We start from the raw sequence: 17,504 nt of genomic DNA, 5'->3' as shown, positions 1-17,504 counted from the left end.
TCGCCTTTAAATATAAGGTTTTGCGACGCACCTTGATGTCATAACACTGCAATATGCGCAGCGTTACGTCCTCCCGAAAATCTAAAATCAGGAGGCGAGGGAAACAATGTCAGACGTGGCGTTGAGTGGTGCGGTGCCCAGCGGTGCGGGCTCGCCAAGCAGCAGGCCCAATCTCGATCACGGTACGAGCCCGATTACGGTTCTGATTTTTCTGAGCCTCCTGGCTGGCGGTCTCTTCTTCACCGCCTACAGTCTCTACCAAGATATTCAAGCAGCCGGCGTGCCTGTCACAACCTGGCTGCCATTCCTGCTTCTCGGTGTCGCTCTGCTCATCGCCCTCGGCTTTGAGTTCGTCAACGGCTTCCATGATACCGCCAACGCCGTCGCGACCGTCATCTATACGCACTCGATGCCCGCCAACGTCGCGGTTCTCTGGTCCGGCTTCTTCAACTTCCTCGGCGTGCTGTTGTCGACCGGCGCAGTCGCGTTCGGCATCATCTCGCTGCTGCCGGTTGAACTGATCCTGCAGGTCGGCTCGAGCGCCGGCTTCGCCATGGTGTTCGCGCTGTTGATCGCGGCCATCATCTGGAACCTCGGAACGTGGTGGCTCGGGCTTCCTTCCTCTTCGTCCCACACGTTGATCGGCTCGATCATCGGCGTCGGCGTCGCCAACTCGCTGCTTCACGGCGGCAACGGGACGTCGGGCGTCGATTGGGGCAAGGCCCAGGAAATCGGTATGTCGCTGCTGATTTCGCCGCTCGTCGGCTTCTTCTTCGCCGCCCTGCTGCTCGTCATCCTCAAATTCATCATTCGCAATCCCGCGCTCTACAAGGAGCCGGAAGGCAATCAGGCTCCGCCGTGGTGGATCCGTGGCCTCCTCATCCTGACGTGCACGGGCGTGTCTTTCGCGCATGGCTCGAACGATGGCCAGAAAGGCATGGGTCTCATCATGCTGATCCTCATCGGTACCGTGCCGATGGCCTACGCTCTGAACCGCGCGCCGGCGCCGTCGCAGATCGTCGAGTTCAAGGCAAACGCTGCCGCCGCTGCCTCGGTCATCGACAAGCAGGCGTCAGGCTACAACGTGATCGGCAACCCGCGCCCGGCGGTCGAGAGCTACATCTCGAGCCGCACGATCAGTGAGGGCACGTATCCAAGCCTTTCGGTTCTCGTTCGCGACATCTCTCAGCAGGTCGATAGCTACGGCACGCTCGATAAGGTTCCCGCGTCGGCCGTCTCGAACGTTCGAAACGACATGTACCTTGCCTCGGAAGCGCTTCGCTTCCTGCTCAAGGACAAGGCCAACAACTTGAAGCCCGACGAGGTCAAATCGATCACCGCCTTCAAAGGCTCGCTCGATAAGGCGACGCGCTTCATCCCGCTGTGGGTCAAAGTGGCGGTGGCGATCGCACTCGGGCTTGGAACGATGGTTGGCTGGAAGCGGATCGTGGTTACGGTCGGCGAGAAGATCGGCAAGACACACCTTACCTACGCGCAGGGTGCTTCCGCTGAAGTCGTCGCCATGGCGACGATCGGAGCCGCCGACGCTTACGGTCTCCCGGTCTCGACGACCCACGTGCTTTCGTCCGGCGTAGCGGGAACCATGGCGGCGAACGGTTCGGGCCTTCAGTGGGCGACAATCCGCAACCTGCTCATGGCGTGGGTGCTGACACTGCCGGTGTCGATACTTCTCGCAGGCGGTCTCTACGTCGCCTTCGCCAAAGTGTTCTAGGCATCCGACTGCCAAGGCAGCTGAGGCGCGAACCGAACGATGAGAAAGGCGCGGGCTGGGGCTCGCGCCTTTTTGATTGACCGCCCGTTCGTCGTGATGCCGATAAGTTCCGCCTACAGAATTGCTCTAGTGGATGATTGACGCGCCGGTTTGTTCTGACAAGCTCGCGTGCCGCGTCGCTGCGCGCTTGGGAGGGGTATCGTGCCGCCGGAAGTTCTCGCCTGGACTTTACTGTTCGTCATCGGATTCGCGCTCACCTATCGTTTTTTTGCCTGGATCGGCCGCCTTGCACGGCGACAGCCTCCGAGGCGGGAGAGCGACGCGCCGGCCGCGACTGCGCCAGCGGCTCCGCTTCAAAGCGCGGCCGTGGACCGGACCGTCGCCGACCTCCCAATAGTGCCAGCCGCCGCCGAGCCGACCGTCACGGCACCTGCCGAGGGGAAAAGTGTTCGCGAGGTGGCAACTGATCCGCCCGCCCCTCTTCTCTCTGCCAGCCCCGCGGCTCCACGGTTCATTGCGCCGCCGCCTATGCCGCTGGCAGCAAGCGCGGTGATGTCCGCCCGCATTGCTGGCGAGGCTGTCCGGATGGCGCTTGCGCCGAGTATTGCCGCTACGTTGCCGCCGAGGCCAAAGCCGAGTGTCGAGGCGACGCTACCGCCGCGAACGACCGCGACACCGCCGAAGGAGCGCATGCGGGAACCAGAACAGGTCGCAGCGGCGCCCACCGATAATATCTTTGCGGATTTGGCGCGGTCGTCGAGCATCCCCGATGAAGTCACGCCGCGAAAGGAGAGCGCCGAAAGCGCTGTATCGAATGAGATGCCGCAGCCGATCGAGGCCACGAGATCCATCCGTCTCCTCGCCCGCAGGATTGGCCGTGAAGCTGTCAAACTCGATATTCGTCTTCGGGATTCGCGCGAGCGCCGCGTCGTGCCTATGCCGAAGACGTTGCGCAGTCCAACCCTCCCCGCGACCGACAAGGGCTTGAAGGTGCTCATGCCGAAGGTGCCTCCGGAGAGAGGTCCCTCGCGGCGGATCGGGATCAGAACAGCCGATGCAGTGGTCTTAGCGTCGACGCCGGTCCGGTGCAGGATCATCGGCGCCAGCCCGCGGCCGTCCCGCGTGTTGGCTATGTCCTCCGTGTGATGGCCGGCTGCTAGAGGCATGTCCTGGCGGCAACATGTGCCGGGGAATGCGTCAAAGCCCGGTCTCCAGGGCAGCGTCAGACATCAAAGAGCGATTCTTCAACGAATTTGAAAAGCGCGTTGTTTCGGGAAGATTTGAGCGCTCGGAGGGGGACGCGCGAAAATCTCTCCACATCTTATCCTCGTTCCTCACCAAATGGGTGGTCGATCCGCAAGCTGCTGGTTCGGCCGCCGCGAATCAGGTCACTTCGCTCGCATCGCAAGCAATTGAGAATACGGGCGGAGTCAGAGATGAACCATCAGGCAGCGGCACCCTTGTCGGTCTATATGCTCGCCGATCATCTCGATGCAGCGCTCGCCGCGGGTGAGGACATTATCTCCCGCGGCATCCAGTGGCGGGCGCTTGCGGAGAAGCCGACCGATCCGGTCGAATTCGCCGGCCGCCAGCGCAAGATCGCCGATGAAATCCGCAGTCTCGAGCTGATGCTCATTGCGCGAGTACTGAAGGCACGGGGCCATGCCCTCGCCCTCGCCGAGTACGACGATCGCTTCCGCGCCGTCGGCACGCTCTTTGCCTCCGGCACTGCGATCCTGCTCGATGCGGTGGAAGAAAGCGGCGACGCCCGAAGCACCGATTTCGACACCGGCGACGATCTCGTCGCCTACGTTCGCAGCCGCGGACTTATCGCTCCGGACGCGGCCGCCATTCGCAGCGCTTCGGACCTGACGATCGACGACAGCTTCCTCGTCGCCAAACGCATGGCCCTCGGCCCTCTCCTCGACATGGCCGCGGCTTTCCTGGACGCCCTCGACATCCAGTACGAACTCTTCGTCGAAGACGATACGGTCGCCGCGAAGCCTCTTCTCGTCGACCTCGATGAGATGGACCGCGCGCCGCTGAACTGACGGCGAGAAGTTGCAGCAGCCCAGCGCGGGCGATACCGCGATGTGGCGACCCGCGTCGACCGAAGTATAGGCTTCCTTACTGTGTGCGCGACTGCCGGTTTTGCAGTCCGGCTGGGCCGAACGATGGTGGCGACTGTCGCTGCTTTCGGCGCTTCGTTGACCGATACGGAGTTCACGATTTCCGCAGGAATTCCCTGCGGCAGCGTGTTGCCGGCCGAAGCGATGCGCGTGGCGTCGGTGCGCAACACGTTGGCGAGTGCGGGTGTCATCGTTTTCACCGCGGTTAACATTTTACCCGCCACTGGAGCGAACACCGAAGTCGACATGGCATCCAACGCCATAGCGATCATCATGCCACCCTGCGCTTGATCCAGCGATGCGAAGGTCCCAATAGGACCCGGCACCGGCGCATAGCGCCGATTGCGCTTGTACGTCGCGTCGACGATCGAAGGCGCCGACATCACGCGGACTTCGAGGTTCGCAACTCCTTCGCCCGCAAATCCAAGTTTCACGGCGGCTGCACGGGAAACGTCAAGCTTGCGCTGGCGCCAGTATGGGCCCGCATTGTTGACGCGGACGACGGCGGTGCTGCCGTTGTCCGGATTGCGAACGAGGAGGATCGTGCCGTCGGGATAGATCGGGCTTGCGGCGCTATCGGCTTCGTTCGGCCGAAATGCTTCACCCGAGGAGGTCAAGCCGCAGGGATTGAGGCGATCGCGTCGGCAATCATCATAGTAAGAAGCTTGGAAAACCTCGTCGTGACCGACGATGGCTACCATTTCCGGGATGCTTAGAACCCGGTGGCAGGTGCCGTTGAAGCAGTAAGTTTTTCCTGGAGTTTTGGCGTCTGCCGGCCCGAATGCCAGTACCAGATATGCCAACGCAAGTACTGCGATCCCACCCAGATCTCTTATTCCCTCGCGCAATTGCGCGTACGCACGACCACTCGAAAACATCCATTTCTCCCGTTGATCGGCGCGGGCCAACGCACCGAGTGCCTCCGTCAGTTCCACGCATGGAACAAAATGAAAACGATAACGCTGGCACCATAATTTGGGAGGGTACCCAGGACAATCCGCCGAATTGCCCTTACAAGGATCAAATAATCACAAGTTATTTCATTATGTTGCTTTGCTGAGCTGCCTTACTTTCTGCATGATTTCCGCAGGGAGAACTTCCGCGTACTGATGCTTGCGCGTACCACTCGCCGCGCGGATCGCACGCGACTGGAAATGTTAATTTGCCAGGAAATAGGACGCATGCGCCTCTTCCTTCCCGGTCGGAAGCGTACGGGGGTTCCGTTGGTTTCAGTTTTGCGTTTGGGGTGTCTTGTTGTTCTGGGCGTGACGCCTGCATTGGCTGGCTGCGTCTGCGATCCGCCGGTCGAAAGACTGTCCTCACACCGCCCAGTTTCCATAAAGAAGCAGCCCGAGGAGAAGAAGGTCGCCGTGGCCGCGCCAATCCAGCAGCCTGCCGTCGCGCCACAAAGAAGCGCTCCATTGCAGATGCCGGTGAAGCTCATCAAGGTCAAAAGCTGCGACTGCCCCGAGGACTTCGACCCGCAAATTTGCGGCAAGCGAGAAGCCTACACGTCATGGTCGCCCTACTGCGCGTCGTCGAAGTCGCACTGATCTTTGAGGTCAGACGCCGAGCGCACGCTTGAGCGTAGCCGCGGCTTCATCGAGGCGCGCCTGGTCAGCGCAGCGCAAGACGAGTTCCACCGCATAGCGACCGTCGCGCATGAACGGGTAGCTGCCCATCGTAACATCGGGATAGAGCTTCTGATGAGCAGAGAAGGCGGCAGCGATCTCGCTCTCTGCGCGATCGATGCTAATCGCGAGCGAGAGCAGTTTCGAACCGGTTGCAAGCGATGGGGTCACGGCTGCGAGCATAGCCTGCATAATGCTGGGAATGCCTGCCATGACGATAACGTTTTCGAGGCGGAAGCCGGGCGCGGCGGAGACCGGATTATCGACAAGTTCTGCGCCTTCGGGAATGCGAGCCATCCTGAGCCGAGCGCCGGTAAGTTCGAGCCCTTTTTCCGCATAGTAATCCCTTAGGATCTTCTCGGCGCGCGGATCGACGCCTACTCTCGCTGAAAAAGCCTTGCCGATGCTATCGGCTGTAATGTCGTCGTGCGTTGGACCGATGCCGCCCGTTGTGAAGACATAGGTGTAGCGCCGCCGAAGAGCGTTCACGGCATCGGCAATATCGTCTTCGATGTCGGGGACAACCCTCACTTCCTTCAAGCGGATGCCGATATTTGTCAGGTGCTCAGCGATGAAGCCGATGTTTTGATCCTTCGTACGCCCCGAGAGGATCTCGTCGCCGATGACGAGCAGCGCTGCCGTCACGATCCGTTCTTCAGTCACGGTCCTGCTCACCCATGTTTTTTGTTCGCGCGGTCTTAGCATCCTTGAATGCCGCACGAAAATAGTTGCCGTACATGCCGCAACGCCGATATGGCGAGGCCATGAAGTTCGCAAATCCCCTGACGCCCGGCATTCTCATTCAACGCTACAAGCGTTTCCTTGCCGATGTGACCACGGCGGGCGGCGTTACGATTACCGCCAGCTGCCCGAACACCGGTTCCATGCTTGGGCTGACGACTCCAGGTTCGAAAGTGTGGCTCTCTGAAAGCGACAGCCCAACCCGGAAATATCGTTTTACCTGGGAACTGATCGAGGACGACCTCGGCAAAGGCCCCCATCTTGTCGGCATCAATTCCGGACGACCGAATGCGCTTGTTGAGGAGGCCATCCGGGAGGGCGTCATTTCTGAACTCGAGGGCTACGGTGGCTTGCGGCGCGAGGTGAAATACGGCGTCAACAGCCGCGTCGATCTACTTCTTTCCGGCAATACGAGGGATGGGCGCGACTGCTACGTTGAAGTGAAGAACGTCCACCTCATGCGGTCCAATGGACTTGCGGAGTTTCCCGATAGCAAGACGGAACGCGGAGCCAAGCACCTGCGTGAACTTGCCTCCATGACAGCCGAAGGGCATCGGGCCGCGATGGTGTTTCTTGTGCAGCGCAGCGACGCCGAGAAGTTCAAACTTTCCAGTGACATCGACCCTGCTTACGCAGCCGCGTTTCGGCTCGCAGCAGATGCCGGTGTCGAAATGCTCTGCTATCGCTGCCAGCTCTCCCCCACGGAAATTGTGGTTGAGAAACGGATCGAAATTGCCGATCTGTGCTGAGACGGCCGGTCAACGGCTGAAACGAAAACGAGAGAGCGAACGTACTCTCCGGCATACGGCGTTTAGGGCGCCGATAAGGAAACGGCCAATCAGGGTAACGGCAATGTATTCACGACGCGATTTCTCGAGGCTCGGCATCGCGCTGGCAGGCGGACTAGCGGCGCTGAAGTCGGCAAGCGGTTTTGCGGCAGAAGACTCCAGCAGTGAAAAATTCGAGATCACAAAGACAGACGCAGAGTGGAAGGCGGAACTCACCCCCGCGCAGTACAACGTGCTGAGAAAACAGGGCACGGAGCCGGCTGGGACTTCGCCGCTCGATGCCAATGACGCGGCGGGCACTTATCTCTGCGCGGGCTGCGCGCTCGCGCTCTTTCCATCGGAGACCAAATATCACAGCGGCACCGGCTGGCCGAGCTTCTGGAAGCCGCTCGACAATGCCGTTTCAACGTCCGCCGACAACAGCTACTTCATGACGCGAACGGAAGTTCATTGCCGCCGTTGCGGCGGTCATCTCGGGCACGTGTTCGAGGATGGCCCGAAGCCAACCGGTTTGCGCTATTGCATGAACGGCGTGGCGCTGAAGTTTGTGCCTAAAGCGACGGGCTGAGCATTGCCTGGGAAGCGCTAAGCAGTTTTGGCTACGTTGTTCTTCGTGGACTGGATTAATTCAGTCGCGCCCCGGGCAGGTAGCGGCATGCCGAGCAGGTATCCCTGCCCGTAACCGACGTGCAGGGAGCGTAGCCGCTGGAGCTGCTCGGGGGTCTCGATGCCTTCAGCCACCACAGTGCAGTTGAGGTTTCTCGCGAGCTGCGAAATCGATCGCACGATGAGATCGCTTTGGCGTGAACTTCCGAGCTGACTGATGAAAAGCCGGTCGATCTTGATGCGATCAAGCGGAAAGCTGACGAGGTAGCTCAGCGAGGAGTAACCCGTCCCGAAATCGTCGAGCGCGATCGACACTCCGATCTCCTTCAATCGCCGAAGCTGATCGAGGGTGAGCGGATCATTCTGGAGCAAGCTCGTTTCCGTGATCTCGATTTCCAGGCGGTTAGCGCCGATATTGGCCGATTTAAGCGCGTTCTCCACCCGCTGAGCGACGTCGTCGGACGCAATCTGAAGCGGAGACAAATTGATGCCGACAACGATATCGCGAGGCCAATTGGCGGCTTGCGCGCAGGCCTGTTCAATCACCCAAGCGCCGATCTCGTTCGCCATGCCCATGTCATCGGCGATGCTGAGGAAATGCGCGGGCGACAGCAGGCCGCGAAGCGGATGGCGCCAGCGGATGAGGCACTCGACGCCGGTGACGCGCTCATCAATAAGGCTAAAAATCGGCTGGTAAAAGAGCTCCAGCTCATTCCTTGCGAGTGCGGTGCGCAGACCGTGTTCGATGCCCTGGCGCTCCTCGGCGGAACGCAGCATGTCGGCTTCAAAGATGCAGTGCGCGTTTTTGCCGGACGATTTGCTGGCGTACATCGCGAGATCGGCATGCTTCAAAAGCAGGTCACCGCCGGCATTGGACTCGCTTGCAATCGCGACACCGATAGAAGCGCCGATCTGCACTCGCTGGCCTTCGATCTGGAACGGCTCACTTAAGCTCGATACGAGGCGCTCGGCCAATGCAGTCGCGGTGGCGCGACCGTGGATATCGCTTGCCACGACCACAAATTCGTCGCCCCCGAGACGGGCGACAAGATCCTCCTCGCGGACTATGCCGCCAACGCGGGACGCCGCCATCTGCAGGAGCGCGTCACCAGCGGCATGGCCCAGCGCGTCGTTGACGCCTTTGAAGCGGTCAAGGTCAATGTAGAAGACGCCAAATTCCGTCGAACGGGTCTTGTCGCGGCCGAGAGCATCGAGACGCTCCATTAGAGCGCGGCGATTGGCAACACCCGTCAGGCCGTCCGTCATTGCCGCACGCTCTGTCGCTTCGCGCGCGGAAACGAGCGCAGTGACGGAATGCTTAAGCCGTTCGACGGCTTCCAAGCGCTCTGCGAAGATCCGCGCGCTGGATGCTATGAGGCCCGCGAGGAAAAATAGATAGCTGATGCCCAGTGCACCGAGCACGATGTGATTGCCGTAGCTGATGAACATGCACTTGATGCTCATCGGCACAAGCATGGTCGTAGCGTAAAGGATCGCTGCGACCGGGACGGGCGCGAGAAGAACGCTGCCGCTCGCCGCCATGCCGACCACGAGGGCAACCAGAACGATCTCGCTGTCGCCGACAGAACCTACCCACAGTCCCCCGAGCACGCTCCAAGGGAGCGCGAGCAAGGCGCTGAAGAGCAATAGCCTTCGGGCTGGGCGAAGCGGGGGGCTTACGCTAGTCTTCTTCTGGGTGGCGCGTAGGCGGTACAGCGAGCGCAGGCCGACGTAGCCGCATACGGCCAGCGAACCGAGAGTCCACATCAAGAGATGGGCGGTCGGGACGAGTTGCCGAAAAGCCAATGCAGCGAGCACGACGTTGATCGCATAGCCGGTCATCGCCGTTGGGGTAGCGCGGGCTATGCTTGCAAGCTGTTCTTTATGTACGCTCGTCCAGCTCCAGCAGCTGGGCCGACCACTCAATTCCACTGTTATCGCCTCGGTGTGCACGCGCGCTGTCGGACACTAGGAGCTAGGCGTTAATGATCCGATGCCAAGACACTAAAAACCCTAGGTTTTCTCATACCCACAAACTACCTGAACGTGTATCACTTAATATATACTCCCGGAGATAGAGATCGTCCTATTCCCGTTACGCTTCTCGCGCCGGAACTCGAATGCGGCCTCGGCATGTTTAAGCCACTTCGGTTCCGGATCCGTACGGATGTCACAATGGTGTCCGCACTCGAAGGCAACGGATTTTTCGGACCGGCGCGTTTGTGTCTGCGGGTGTATGGGAACGAGCTCAGGCTTGCCTTGCGTTGCTGAGGCATCTCGAGTTCGATGAAAGCTGAAAAGAGAACCAATGTCGCTACTGCGGTGGGCATCTACACTGGGCGTGATCGGCGCGATAGCGGCCGGCGTCTACTACACGATGCACAGCGGCGCCCCTGATGGCGCAGCGAACCGTCAGGGCCGGAACGGCGCGGGTGGGCCCGTCTCCGTCGCCGCCAAACCTGCGATGACGAGCGACGTCCCGGTTTATCTGGAAGGCGTCGGCTCTGTTAAAGCTCTCAACACGGCTACGATCCGGGCACAGGTCGATGGTCGGCTTTTGAGCGTCAACTTCAAAGAAGGTCAGGACGTAAAAAAGGGCGACCTTCTCGCCAAGATCGATCCTGCGACCTACCAAGCGCAGCTCGATCAAGCGGTCGCCAAAAAGGCTCTGGACGAAGCTCTGCTTGCAAACACCAAGCACGATCTCGAGCGCTTCCAGAAGGTCGGAACGCTCGCGATATCGCAGCAGCAGATCGACACGCAGGTAGCCCTGATCAAACAGCAGGAAGCCCAGGTCAAATCGGATGTCGCCGCGATCGAGAACGCGCAAGCGATCCTCGGCTACACGACCATTCTGGCTCCGTTCGACGGGAGAACAGGTATCCGTCTCGTAGACGAAGGCAACCTTGTGCACAACGGCGATACCAATGGGATCGTCGTTATCACGCAAGTGCAGCCGATCAGCGTTGTTTTCACGTTGCCGCAGCAGGATCTGCCTACGCTGACAAAAGCCATGGCCGCCGGGCCGCTCGCAGCGCAAGCGCTCTCAACGGATAGCCAGACCGAGCTCGACGTCGGGACTCTCAAAGTTATCGACAATCAGGTCGATCAGCAGACGGGCACCATTCGCCTCAAAGGCGAATTCCCGAATGACAAGCGCCAGCTCTGGCCGGGTCAGTTCGTCAATGTGCGTCTGCTCGTCGACACGTTGAAAAACGTCGTGGTGGTGCCGGCCGAGTCGGTTCAACGCGGCCCGGACGGCACCTATGTCTATGTCGTCAGCAACAACACAGTGACTATGCAGCCGGTCAAGGTCGCACGCCAAGACGAGAAGAATGCTGTCATCGCCGATGGCGTCACGTCCGGCCAAACTGTGGTCACGAGCGGGTTTGGCCGCCTCAAGGACGGCGCGACGGTTTCCATCAGCGACGGGAGCACATCACCGGACGCGACACCGGCGCAGAAACGGCCCCGCGACGGCAAGAAATCATCGTCTGCCAACGAGAACGCGCAAGCGACGCAAGCCTCAACCGAAGCGGCCCTCGTTACGGGTTCGACAAGCGGAGACGGCAAGCATCATCAGAACCGGGATAGCGGCGCAACGCCATGAGCGTCTCACGGCCTTTCATCGAACGGCCGATCGCGACATCCCTGCTTGCGATCGCGACCATACTCGGCGGCTTACTTGGCTACTTCGCCCTGCCGATATCGTCGTTGCCGCAGGTCGATTTTCCGACTGTCGAAGTGACGACGGAGCTACCCGGCGCGAGCCCGGAGACCATGGCGACGCTTGTCACCGCGTCGCTTGAACGGCAGTTCGGGCAGATTCAATCGCTTGCTTCGATGTCGTCGACAAGCTCGTTCGGCCTCAGCAGGATCACGCTGCAGTTCAACCTCGATCGTGACATCGATGCGGCGGCCCAGGATGTGCAGGCAGCGATCAACGATGCCGGTTCGACCCTGCCGAAAAACCTGCCCTATCCGCCCACCTATTCGAAGGTCAACCCCGCGGATACGCCGATCGTAACGCTGGCGCTGACGTCGGATACGCAATCGCTGCGATCGCTGTCCGATCTAGCCGACACGCTGCTGGCGCAGCGGCTCGCGTCAATTTCCGGTGTTGGGCACGTCTCGATCGAGGGCGGCATCAAGCCCGCAGTCCGGATCGAGGCCGACGTTTCCCGGCTTGCGAGCTACGGGCTCAGCATGGCCGACCTTAGCACGGCGATTTCGAGTGCGAACGTTTCGGGTCCGAAGGGCTCTCTCGATGGGGCGAAGCAATCCTACACGATTGCCGCGAACGATCAGGTTGATCAGGCGAAGGTCTACGAAGACGTCATCATCACGTACCGCAACGATGCGCCCGTGCGCATCCGCGACGTCGCGAAGGTCACCGATGGGCTTGAGAACACCCGGGTCGGCGGCTGGTATCAGGGCAAGCCGGCGGTCATCGTCGACGTTCAACGCCAACCGGGCGCTAACGTCATCGATACCGTTCAACGCATCAAGAACGAACTTCCTCGCGTCGAAAGATCAATTCCGGCCGGCGTCAACCTGCAGATCGTGAGCGACCGGACCGGGACGATCAAAGCATCCGTGCATGACGTGCAATTCACGCTCGTACTGAGCGTCGGGCTCGTCGTCATGGTGGTGCTGCTCTTCCTGCGCTCCATGCGTGCGACGATCATTGCCGGCGTGGCGCTTCCGGTATCGCTGATCGCCACGTTCGGCGTCATGTACTTCTGCGGTTTCAGCCTCGATAACCTGTCGCTGATGGCACTCACGATCGGTACCGGCTTCGTTGTCGACGACGCCATCGTGATGATCGAGAACGTGGTCCGGCATATCGAGAAGGGCGAGAAGCCGATGAAAGCGGCGCTCGATGGCGCGCGCGAGATCGGGTTCACGGTCATATCGCTGACGTTGTCCCTCATCGCGGTCTTCATCCCTCTCCTCTTCATGACCGGCCTCGTCGGACGAATGTTCCGCGAGTTCGCGCTGACTTTGACGATTGCCGTCGTGGTGTCCGCGATCGTGTCGCTGACGCTGACGCCCATGATGTGCTCGCGACTTCTGCGCGGCGGCCACGACGAGAACGCCGGCGTATTCGGCCGGTTCATGCAGCGGGTGATCAAGGGTTACGACCGATCTCTCGAGTTCGTCTTTCGGCATCAGGGCGCGACGCTGCTGGTCGCGGTCCTGACGGTTGTGCTCACGATTTGGCTGTACGTGATCATGCCGAAGGGCTTCCTCCCTGATCAAGATACCGGAGCAATCACCGCCGTCGTCGAAGGCTCACCGCAGATATCCTATACTGAGATGACCCGCGTGCAGAAGGAAGTCGCCGCGATCGTTTCCAACGATCAAGATGTTTCGGGCGTCGCTTCCATCGTCGGCATCGGCCAGCTCAATGCAACGCAGAACGTCGGCAGCCTGAAGATCCTGCTCAAGCCAAAAGATCAAAGGACAGACAACGTCACAGAGGTGATCCAGCGCCTCAAGCACGCGGTTCGCGCCGTTCCCGGCACCATCGTCTATTTCCAGCCCGTGCAAGACGTTCAGATCTCGACCCAGTCAAGCCGCGCCCGATATCAGTACACGCTTGCGAGCACAGACGTGGACGAGGTCGCGGAATGGTCAAAGAAGATGGCCGACGCACTGAAGTCGTCGCCGTTCTTGCGCGAAGTGGCGTCTGAGGAAGTCGACGGCGGCCTCGTCGCGCGCATCGAAGTCGATCGAACGACGGCCGGCCGGCTTGGCGTCACGATGCAGGCTGTGAACGATGCGTTGAGCAACGCCTTCGGACAGCGGCAGGTCTCGATCATCTATGAACAAGCCAACCAGTATCGTGTGGTGCTCGAAGCCGCCGAACAGTATCGGAGCGATCCTTCGCGGCTGAACCGGCTCTACGTTGCTTCCACGACCGCCGGCACTCCGGTTCTGCTGTCATCGGTTGCATCGATCAAGTTCGATACCGCGCCGCTGGCGATCAGCCATCAGGATCAGTTCCCGGCTATAACGATCAGCTTCAATCTCGCACCGAACGCGTCTCTCAGCGACGCGCTCGCGGCCATCGATCAGGCGAAAAAATCCATCGGACTGCCGCAGACCGTAACCGGCACGTTCTATGGTGACGCGGCCGAGTTTTCCAAATCGCTCAGCAACCAGCCCTGGCTCATCTTCGCGGCGATCGTCACGATCTACATCGTGCTCGGCGTGCTGTACGAGAGCCTCATCCATCCTTTCACTATTTTAACGACGCTGCCTTCTGCCGGCATCGGCGCGGCGATCGCGCTTGAACTTACCGGTAACGACCTTTCCTTCGTCGCGCTGATCGGCATCATCCTGCTGATGGGCATCGTGAAGAAGAATGCGATCATGATGATCGACTTCGCACTCGATGCCGAACGGGAGCGCGGTCTTTCGCCAAGGGATTCGATCAAGGAGGCCGCGCTTCTCCGCTTCCGGCCGATCCTAATGACGACACTTGCTGCACTGTTCGGCGCTCTGCCGCTCGCGCTTGAAAGTGGGACGGGTTCGGAGCTCCGGAACCCGCTCGGCATCACCATCGTCGGCGGCCTTCTGCTCAGCCAATTGCTGACGCTCTACACAACGCCGGTCATCTATCTAACGATGGAACGCCTGCGCGCGCGCCTTGGCGGCAACCGCAAGCTCGACGCGGACGGCAATCCGATAACGGAAACACCGGCTGACACGTCAGCGCTCGCCGCAAATCGCGAAGCTGCGGAGTAGGCCATGAACGTCTCGCGCATTTTCATCGAAAGGCCGATCGGGACGGCGCTACTCGCCATTGGATTATTTCTGATCGGCGCGGTTGCCTACGTATTCCTGCCGGTCGCGAGTATGCCGTCGATCGATTTCCCGACCGTTCGCATCATGGCGACGCGCCCAGGCGCCGATCCGGTCACGATGGCATCCAGCGTGGCATCTCCCTTGGAGCGCCGGCTCGGCGAGATCGCCGGCATCAGCGAAATGACCTCGACAAGCTCGCTCGGCTCGACATCTATCGCTTTGCAGTTTGACCTCAGCCGCAAGATCGACGGAGCCGCGCGAGATGTCCAGGCGGCACTCAATTCCGCGACGGCTGATCTGCCTAGCGATCTGCCCCAGGTGCCGACCTATAGAAAGATGAATCCGTCCGCGGCGCCTATCCTCATTCTAGCGCTGACATCAAAGACGATGAGGACGAGCGACATCTACGACACTGCCGATACGACGATTGCGCAGCGTATATCGCAGGTCGAAGGCGTGGCCGATGTCACCGTCAGCGGAGCCGACCAACCGGCGACGCGCATCCAGGTCGACCCGACGCTCGTCGCCTCGATGGGCGTCAGCTTTGACGACGTCAAGAATGCGGTGGCAGCAGCGAACGACCTTTCGTCGATCGGCTCGATCGACGGGGTGAACCAGACGATCGCCCTGCAATCCAACTCTCAGATGACCGAGCCGGAGGACTACGAGAAGATCGTCGTCAAGAACATGCCCAACGGCGACGTGGTCAGGGTCGGCGATGTCGCAAAGGTGATCAAAGGCACGCGCAATGCGCGATCGCTAGCGCGCTTCGGTATGGCTCCGGCCGTGCTTCTGATCATTACGAAGACACCAGAAGCCAACGTTATCGATACCGTCGATCGCGTGAAGGCGCTGCTGCCTCAGCTCAGGGAGTGGGTTCCGGCAGGTATCGATATTTCCATCCTCACCGACCGGACGACAACGATCCGCGCGTCGGTGCATGATATGCAGTTCACGCTCGGGCTGACCATCTTGCTCGTGATGTCGGTGGTATTCGTATTCCTGCGGCGAGGAACCCCGACGATCGCCGCCGGAATAACGGTCCCACTATCTCTGGCAGGCACGTGTGCGGCCATGTGGGCGGCAGGTTATTCGATCAACAATCTCACGCTCATGGCGCTTGCGGTGGCCGTCGGATTCGTTGTCGACGACGCCATTGTCATGATCGAGAACGTCTACCGCAACTTGGAAAACGGCATGAAGCCGTTCAAGGCGGCGCTCGAAGGCTCGCGCCAGATCGGCTTCACCGTCATTTCAATTTCGGTCTCGCTGATTGCCGCCTTCATTCCTGTTCTGTTCATGACGGGCATCGTCGGGCGCATCCTGCATGAATTCGCTATGACGCTGACGTTCGCGATCATCATATCGGCGGTCGTCTCGCTGACGGTTACGCCAATGATCTGCGCTCACTTCATAAAAGAAGGCGCGGAGGCGCACCGCAATCTGGCGGACCGGATCTTCGAAGGCATTATGAATTCCATCGTTCGCGCCTACGCCTTCACTTTGCGCATCGCGTTGCGCAACCAGTTGATCATGGTTGCGGTGTTTCTCGCGACCATCGCGCTCACCGTGCACTTCTTTACCGTGCTGCCGAAGGGCTATCTGCCCGATGACGACACCGGATTGATCATCGCCGCGACGGAAGCCAACGCCGACGTGTCGTTCGCAGAGATGAAGGCGCTGCAGGACCAGGCGCTAGCCGTCGTATTGGCGGATCCGGCCATCGACAATGTCGGATCGACGATGGGTGCAGGCGGGCCGAACCCGACGCAAAATCAAGGTCGGATGTACATCAGCCTGAAGCCGCTTGATAAGCGCGGCAACGTTCCGACCTCGGAGGTCATCGATCGGCTGAGAAAGCCGCTCGGCAAGATCGTCGGATTGCAAACGCGCCTGATGGCGTCGAAAGATATTCGCTCAGGCGCTCGGTCTGGAAAGGCCGACTACCAATATACGCTGTGGTCCTTGAATGCCGACGATCTCTACGCTTGGGTGCCCAAGGCTCTCGCCGCCGTGCGCGCAATACCCGGCGTCGTCGATGTGAGTTCCGACCGCGAGGCCGGGGGTCTTCAGCTCAACGTCAACATCAATCGTGACGTCGCTTCCCGCTTGAAGGTCGCCATTGTCGACATAGACAATGCGCTCGCCAATGCGTTTTCGCAGACGCAGTTCTCGACGATCTACGGAGATCGCAATCAATACAAGGTCGTGATCGAAGTCGATCCGAAGCTGCAAGTGCAGCCGAAAGATCTGTCACGCATCTACGTGCCAACGATTGATCGCAAGCAGCAGATCCCGCTTTCGAGCCTGATCACGACGAGCGAGGGCCTCGCGCCACTGGTCGTCAATCATCAGGGGCCGTTCCCCGCAGTCACAATCAACTACAGTCTAAAGCCCGGTGTCAGCATGGAGACGGGGCTCAACGCGATCGACGCGGCGCTGCAGAAGCTGCACATGCCAGAGTCGATCCGGGGAGAGCCTGCGGGGGATGCGAAAGCGTTCCTGGAGCAGGCGCGGCAGCAGGTGCTCCTCATTATTGCCGCGCTCATTGCAATCTACATCGTGCTCGGCGTTCTCTACGAAAGCCTGGCTCATCCGCTCACAATCATATCGACGCTGCCGTCTGCCGGATTGGGCGCCCTTCTTGCCCTCGAGATGGCACGGATGGATCTCTCCGTCATTGCGCTCATCGGCGTCATTCTGCTCATCGGCATCGTGAAAAAGAACGGCATCATGCTGGTCGACTTCGCGCTCAACGCGGAACGGGAGCAGGGTCTTGCGCCGGAAGATGCGATTTACGATGCGTGTCTGCAGCGGTTCCGTCCGATCCTCATGACGACGCTGGCGGCGTTGCTTGGCGCCATCCCACTGGCAGTTGCGATCGGGCCAGGTTCAGAATTGCGGCGGCCGTTGGGCATCACCATCATCGGTGGTCTCGTCGTGTCGCAAATTCTGACGCTCTACACGACTCCGGTCATCTATCTGCTTCTAGAGAAACTGAAGACGAGGTTTTCCGGCGGCCGCCAGGTTGCTTCGGCGAGCGGCTAGATGCGTCTGAACTCAT

At 60.2% G+C, this 17,504-nt stretch carries 12 protein-coding genes and 1 pseudogene; 9 read left to right on the top strand and 4 right to left on the bottom strand.

The genetic code is table 11. From position 1 onward, the window contains the following. Nucleotides 1-106: 106 nt before the first annotated feature. Nucleotides 107-1,732: an inorganic phosphate transporter gene (locus tag EKK30_RS14375; protein WP_290986162.1), complete on the top strand. Its 1,626-nt coding sequence runs from the start codon at nucleotides 107-109 to the stop codon at nucleotides 1,730-1,732. 353 nt (nucleotides 1,733-2,085) lie between these two features. On the opposite strand, the gene EKK30_RS14370 is transcribed toward EKK30_RS14375, so the two are convergent. Further along, nucleotides 2,086-2,898 (bottom strand): hypothetical protein, encoded by an 813-nt coding sequence (locus EKK30_RS14370; protein WP_290986161.1) that lies wholly within the window; start codon nucleotides 2,896-2,898, stop codon nucleotides 2,086-2,088. Between the two features lie 270 nt (nucleotides 2,899-3,168). Between EKK30_RS14370 and EKK30_RS14365 the strand changes: the two genes are divergently transcribed. Both EKK30_RS14365 and EKK30_RS14360 read left to right on the top strand, forming a co-directional pair. Further along, nucleotides 3,169-3,783 (top strand): hypothetical protein, encoded by a 615-nt coding sequence (locus EKK30_RS14365; RefSeq protein ID WP_290986160.1) that lies wholly within the window; start codon nucleotides 3,169-3,171, stop codon nucleotides 3,781-3,783. Between the two features lie 42 nt (nucleotides 3,784-3,825). Continuing rightward, nucleotides 3,826-4,152 (top strand): hypothetical protein, encoded by a 327-nt coding sequence (locus EKK30_RS14360; protein ID WP_290986159.1) that lies wholly within the window; start codon nucleotides 3,826-3,828, stop codon nucleotides 4,150-4,152. Between the two features lie 113 nt (nucleotides 4,153-4,265). Here EKK30_RS14360 and EKK30_RS18185 read toward each other — a convergent pair. After that, nucleotides 4,266-4,562: pseudogene (locus EKK30_RS18185) on the bottom strand (septal ring lytic transglycosylase RlpA family protein); the annotation flags it as partial. Nucleotides 4,563-5,042: 480 nt separating this feature from the next. Between EKK30_RS18185 and EKK30_RS14355 the strand changes: the two are divergent. Then, nucleotides 5,043-5,414, top strand: coding sequence for a hypothetical protein (locus EKK30_RS14355; RefSeq protein ID WP_290986157.1), 372 nt, complete (start codon nucleotides 5,043-5,045; stop codon nucleotides 5,412-5,414). A gap of 9 nt (nucleotides 5,415-5,423) precedes the next feature. Here the strand turns inward: EKK30_RS14355 and EKK30_RS14350 are convergent, their stop codons facing one another. Further along, nucleotides 5,424-6,155, bottom strand: coding sequence for a molybdopterin-binding protein (locus EKK30_RS14350; protein WP_290986156.1), 732 nt, complete (start codon nucleotides 6,153-6,155; stop codon nucleotides 5,424-5,426). 101 nt (nucleotides 6,156-6,256) lie between these two features. On the opposite strand from EKK30_RS14350, the gene sfsA reads away from it, so the two are divergent. Then, complete coding sequence (sfsA, locus tag EKK30_RS14345; protein WP_290986531.1) at nucleotides 6,257-6,982, top strand: DNA/RNA nuclease SfsA; 726 nt, start codon at nucleotides 6,257-6,259, stop codon at nucleotides 6,980-6,982. A 103-nt stretch (nucleotides 6,983-7,085) separates the two neighbouring features. After that, entirely contained in the window at nucleotides 7,086-7,589 is a 504-nt protein-coding gene (msrB, locus tag EKK30_RS14340; RefSeq protein WP_290986155.1) for a peptide-methionine (R)-S-oxide reductase MsrB, read from the top strand. 17 nt (nucleotides 7,590-7,606) lie between these two features. On the opposite strand, the gene EKK30_RS14335 is transcribed toward msrB, so the two are convergent. Next, nucleotides 7,607-9,559 carry an EAL domain-containing protein gene (locus tag EKK30_RS14335; RefSeq protein WP_290986154.1) on the bottom strand — a complete coding sequence of 651 codons (1,953 nt, stop codon included), beginning with the start codon at nucleotides 9,557-9,559 and terminating at the stop codon, nucleotides 7,607-7,609. Nucleotides 9,560-9,935: 376 nt separating this feature from the next. On the opposite strand from EKK30_RS14335, the gene EKK30_RS14330 reads away from it, so the two are divergent. The 3 genes from EKK30_RS14330 to EKK30_RS14320 are packed head-to-tail and all read left to right on the top strand — an operon-like array spanning nucleotide 9,936 to nucleotide 17,488. Next, nucleotides 9,936-11,237: an efflux RND transporter periplasmic adaptor subunit gene (locus tag EKK30_RS14330; RefSeq protein ID WP_290986153.1), complete on the top strand. Its 1,302-nt coding sequence runs from the start codon at nucleotides 9,936-9,938 to the stop codon at nucleotides 11,235-11,237. Further along, nucleotides 11,234-14,380 (top strand): efflux RND transporter permease subunit, encoded by a 3,147-nt coding sequence (locus EKK30_RS14325; RefSeq protein WP_290986152.1) that lies wholly within the window; start codon nucleotides 11,234-11,236, stop codon nucleotides 14,378-14,380. The genes EKK30_RS14330 and EKK30_RS14325 overlap by 4 nt, the downstream gene beginning before the upstream one ends. 3 nt (nucleotides 14,381-14,383) lie before the next feature. After that, nucleotides 14,384-17,488 carry an efflux RND transporter permease subunit gene (locus EKK30_RS14320; RefSeq protein WP_290986151.1) on the top strand — a complete coding sequence of 1,035 codons (3,105 nt, stop codon included), beginning with the start codon at nucleotides 14,384-14,386 and terminating at the stop codon, nucleotides 17,486-17,488. Nucleotides 17,489-17,504 lie beyond the last annotated feature (16 nt).

The sequence above is a fragment of the Hyphomicrobium sp. genome (assembly GCF_003987855.1).
GTDB lineage: Bacteria > Pseudomonadota > Alphaproteobacteria > Rhizobiales > Hyphomicrobiaceae > Hyphomicrobium_B.
Note: the sequence above shows the minus strand (reverse complement) of the source record. Positions and strands in the feature narration are given on the sequence as shown.